General features: G+C 35.7%; 5 protein-coding genes. All 5 read left to right on the forward strand.

The genetic code is table 11. The features are described 5' to 3' along the window. Positions 1-671: 671 nt before the first annotated feature. The 5 genes from KKG99_12465 to KKG99_12485 all read left to right on the forward strand — a co-directional run bounded on the left by KKG99_12465 (position 672) and on the right by KKG99_12485 (position 4,311). The gene (locus KKG99_12465) at positions 672-1,364 is read left to right on the forward strand and encodes a hypothetical protein (GenBank protein MBU1013811.1); all 693 of its coding nucleotides are present in this window, start codon (positions 672-674) and stop codon (positions 1,362-1,364) included. Positions 1,365-1,804: 440 nt separating this feature from the next. Next, a complete protein-coding gene (locus tag KKG99_12470; protein MBU1013812.1) occupies positions 1,805-2,152 on the forward strand; it encodes a DUF3795 domain-containing protein in 348 nt (115 codons plus the stop codon). Between the two features lie 62 nt (positions 2,153-2,214). Further along, positions 2,215-2,670 carry a hypothetical protein gene (locus KKG99_12475; GenBank protein MBU1013813.1) on the forward strand — a complete coding sequence of 152 codons (456 nt, stop codon included), beginning with the start codon at positions 2,215-2,217 and terminating at the stop codon, positions 2,668-2,670. Between the two features lie 10 nt (positions 2,671-2,680). Then, positions 2,681-3,349 (forward strand): nucleotide-binding protein, encoded by a 669-nt coding sequence (locus KKG99_12480; GenBank protein ID MBU1013814.1) that lies wholly within the window; start codon positions 2,681-2,683, stop codon positions 3,347-3,349. Between the two features lie 65 nt (positions 3,350-3,414). Then, positions 3,415-4,311 carry a hypothetical protein gene (locus KKG99_12485; GenBank protein MBU1013815.1) on the forward strand — a complete coding sequence of 299 codons (897 nt, stop codon included), beginning with the start codon at positions 3,415-3,417 and terminating at the stop codon, positions 4,309-4,311. The last annotated feature ends 282 nt before the right edge of the window (positions 4,312-4,593 follow it).

Raw genomic sequence — 4,593 nt, forward strand, 5'->3', positions numbered from 1 at the left:
ACATGAATATCCACATTGTCAAACTCAATGGTTTGGTAACGAATGCGTAACGAAGACATAAAGTCCTAAATAATTAGGTGATACGCAGCCTGGGCTTATCGTAAGTTGGACTGGCTGCGTGAATTTAACAGTTTAACACCTAGTGACATTGCTTTGCAAATGAATCCTTTATTTTTCAGCAATTCCCGGTAACCGATACTGTTTATATGAAAAAACAACAATTCTCACCATGAAGGACATGAAGGAACTGAAGAAAAAAACTTCATGTGGCCACAATACGTGGTGTCAGGTTTTAATTCGGAAATCCCAAGACTTCTTAATAATAGTCCGGGCCTTTAAATCAAGCCTTGGGGGAGTTTCGTCATAGGCAAAGTCCACACTGCACCAGCCCGTTCATCGCTCAATTTTCGGAAAAATTAAGATACCTTAACGATGAAGAGTTTCCAAAATCATTTCTTCAGGTGAGAATGTTAGTTTCCAATTAAGTTTACCATTCAACTTGAAAATAAAAAAAAAGGAATACCATATGATGTGGTTGGTATTTTGAATAAAATGTGGAATTTCTTTACTAAGTGTGATTTATTTGAGTTTTGCCTGATAATAGGCTCTTTTTTATATTATCAAAGCAAATAGGCCTGATCTTAAATGCTGTGTGCTATGAGGGACATTAAATGCTAAAAAAATATAAAAATGCTTTTATGGCTGTCCTAAAAGAAAATGATATGGACTCATCTCTTTTTAGACACATTGAAAAAGAAGTTGAGAATTATCCAGCATTCATTTTAAGACTCGAGAGTACTCCTTTGTTTTTTATGGCTCGAACTGATATCGATGATTTTCATTCATTTGACTGTAGATATATTAGATTTGCTCCAAATTTTCCAAAATCTGATTATTATCCGAATAATACATATAGAAATTGGATGGATATCGATTCCCTTCTTAATAATTTCGAGTATTGGTTAAAAGAAGAAGTAAAGCCTTATTTAGAAGAAATTGAGGCTCCGGATCTTTGGGAACAATTTAAAAACTCTTCAATTACGCAAATCAAGTTCGAAGAATCTGATTCTCACAAATCTTTTAACAAATCGGAAAAGGAAAACATTCGATCTGCTTTAGAAAAATTTAAAATAGAACTTCTAACGACATACAAACCACCAAATAGTGAAATCAAAATCATCACAGAAAAAATATCGTATTTATCTAAAAAATTAGACGAATTGAACAGATTTGATTGGCAGGGTGTTGCTATCTCAACAATTATTAGCATGTCTGTATCGTTGAATTTAGATACTGAAAAAGGGAAAATACTTTTTTCAATGTTTAAAAAGGCATTTAAATATGCTTTCGATTTACTCGTTTAGCAGACTGCCAGGGGCAGCAATATCTTTCCCTGAACTCAACCGTTACAAATCTGAATTTGTGAATGAAAATCTAACACAAGATATATGGTTGGTGATATTTTTTTCATAACAGGGACAATCAAGTTATTGCATTAAAAACATCCCGTTTCAGGTTTTTTCTGAACACCATTCTATAATATAAAAAGGTTATTTTTCAAGGACATCCAAATCTTGCTTTTAAAAATATGGTTATTCTCCAATAAAACTTAATGGGGATTGGATTTATTCGTTTTGGCTTTTTTCTATATAAATGAATATTTCTTTACACAAATTTGAAACACTGATACTGATTTACAGATCAAATTTTTTAATCTTTGCAGGTCGGATAACATTCAAATTGACGGGTTGTCCAGATCTGTATAATCATAGGTTCGCAACCTTACATCAAAGGAAATAATCCTATGTCAGAAATGATTGCATATTGTGGTCTTTTATGCTCAAGCTGTCCGCAATACATAGCCACACAAAATGATGATGATATTGCAAGAGAACAGATTGCCAAACAAATAGCAGAAAAATTTGGCCTTATATACAAACCTGAAGAGATAAATTGTGATGGTTGCCTTTCTTCAGGCGGTAGGCTTATTGGTTTTTGTAATACTTGTGATGTTAGAAAATGTGGTATCGAAAAATCAGTTGAGAATTGTACAGCCTGCGATGATCAACCATGCGATAAGCTAAATAAGTTTCATGAATTTTCTCCAGATGCAAAAGTATCTTTTAAAGCTTTGCTACAGAAGAACAGATAATTATATAAAATATTTTGCTAACAAATGGCTAAGCAGCATTCACCGCTACAAATGGAACAATAATGAACATTGAACGTATAATAGAAATTGCAAATGAATCCAGAAATATTTCCGAAGAAATAGATAGCGGTGAATTTAAAAACCTTCTCGATAAAATTTCGGAAGCTGTAAGAGTTGTCGGGAGGGCATCTACCCAATCATGGCTTGGTTATCAATCTCATGTTTATTACCGAGGGTTTAGCCCTCCACAACCAGGTGATCATTTCAGCTCTGAATGGGGTTTCAAGAGCACCTTTGCCCATCCAACCTCTCGGAACTGGGTTGAAGTCAGTTTTGACGAAGTCAACGAGGCAGTTAATCAGATAGCAGAAAATCCTGATAAGACTAATTTCGAAAACCGATCTATTGAAGTTAAGAAAATGTTTAAATCCTACCATTTAGAGCTTATGGCCCTTTTGTCTGTGGCCTTAGAGTCAACAAATAGTGAAGTAATTGAAGAGTTAAGAGATAAGAGATAAGGCAAAGAAAATGAAATCGTCATTTTCTCAAAGCGAATTCATTCAAGCCGCAATGCCAAAAGGACAGGTAATGACCCGGGATTCCTTGGCACTTTCACAAGGGTTTCAGCCTCCTCACCATGTTGCCATTTCATGTGATTTATTGGCAAAACGTTCACCCTTTCGGCAACTAGGAGAACTTTCAAATATTGCTGAGTCTACTGCAAACTATCTTCGACAGAAATACGCACCAGGCAAAACAGGGATATTATCAGGCGGTAAAGTGTTTATTGGTCATGGGCGGAGTTCAGACTGGAAGGAGCTTAGTTCATTTATTGGTGAGAGACTTTGCCTTGATTGGGATGAATTCAATCGAGAATCATCAGCAGGACTTAGTATCAAGGAACGCCTTGAGAGCATGTTAGGACAGGCAAATTTTGCTTTTCTGGTAATGACGGCGGAGGATGAGCACGCAGATGAAACAATTCATGCACGAGAGAATGTGATACACGAAATTGGTCTATTTCAAGGTAGACTCGGTTTTAATCGTGCAATAATATTATTGGAAGAAGGTTGCCAGGAGTTTTCTAACGTTCACGGCATCGGACAAATTCGGTATCCAAAAGGTTATATCTCAGCAACGTATGAGGAGATTAGGCGCGTTCTTGAACGTGAAGGTGTTCTTGCAAATGGCGGTTAACAATAAAATGCAGGGGTTGCAAAAAACCGCGCCCCTGATTTCAACGTTATGTATAGAGGAGAAGAATGGTAGGAAACCCACCTGGAAAAATTATCAAAGAATATCCTGCCAGGGGACCAATAAAGCAATATCGTTTTGATAAGGTAATCGCATTCACTTGTTTCAGATGTGATAGAGATAAAAAGTCCAAATTAATTACAATTTATTCGGAGAGCTGGAATAAACGGCTCTGTAATGGTTGCTATGGTTGGCTATTATCAATTCATGAAATAAAATCAGGAACAAAATCGGAAGATGAAAAAGTAGAAGACCTGTCCGTACTATTGACGAAGCTTGTATCAGAAGATGAAGTACGGCAAGAAATCAAAATATTAAAAATAAAAGAGAATCGGGCTGAGTTTTTAAACGAAAAGACTTTAAGGTTCATTGCTTCATCAGAATATATTTCATCCAAATTGGATAATGGATATTCTTTAGATTGGTCGCCAGTCGTTATTGGCCTTTGTAAAGCATTTGAAAATGAACTGGTAGTCAGGTTAATTAGACCCTTCAAAGAATTTTGTATGAACCTGGATTTATCAGAAGACTCCAAGGATAAGGATATTGGTAGAATTGCAAGTTATATCAAAAATGGTAATTCAAAAGATATTGAGATAGGAACTTTTGGACATTTTTTGCAGACTACTTTAAATAGTAAAAAGAGGAGAGAAACCAGCATATTGATTAAGAACTTCTTTGCATTCATATCTCAATATCACCATTCCAATTGGCTTTTGGATAATGATGGTTTGTTAAAGGCTATTTCATCCGTATCAAAAGATTTTAGAAACAAAGCCGCCCACATAGAAGAATTGAATAAGTCAAACTACTCAGATTGTAGAAAACTTATGATTGGTGAATCTGGAGTTCTCTGGAATTTGAATTATGCAATAAAACAGGATACGAAAGGAAAGAGAGAGTAAATGTAAAACACATAACAATAGCATGCAGACATTAAAATATATGGGCTGTAAATGGCATCAAACGGCATTCTTTCAAATTCAACTCTTTAATATAAAAAATTGAACCGAGTCAGGAGCGGACACTGGTACAGTCCTGCCTTTTGAGATTTCAATAAAGGGAGTTGACTATCCCTTCCATGAGAAGGCAAGTCAAGTGTTCGATTCACGAACTTCCATTTTTTCAAGAGTGATCAATTGATTCCATTAACCGCTCAAGTCAGCGGAAGTGGAAGCCAGCCCCCG

The sequence above is a fragment of the Bacteroidota bacterium genome, from assembly GCA_018816945.1.
Lineage (GTDB): Bacteria > Bacteroidota > Bacteroidia > Bacteroidales.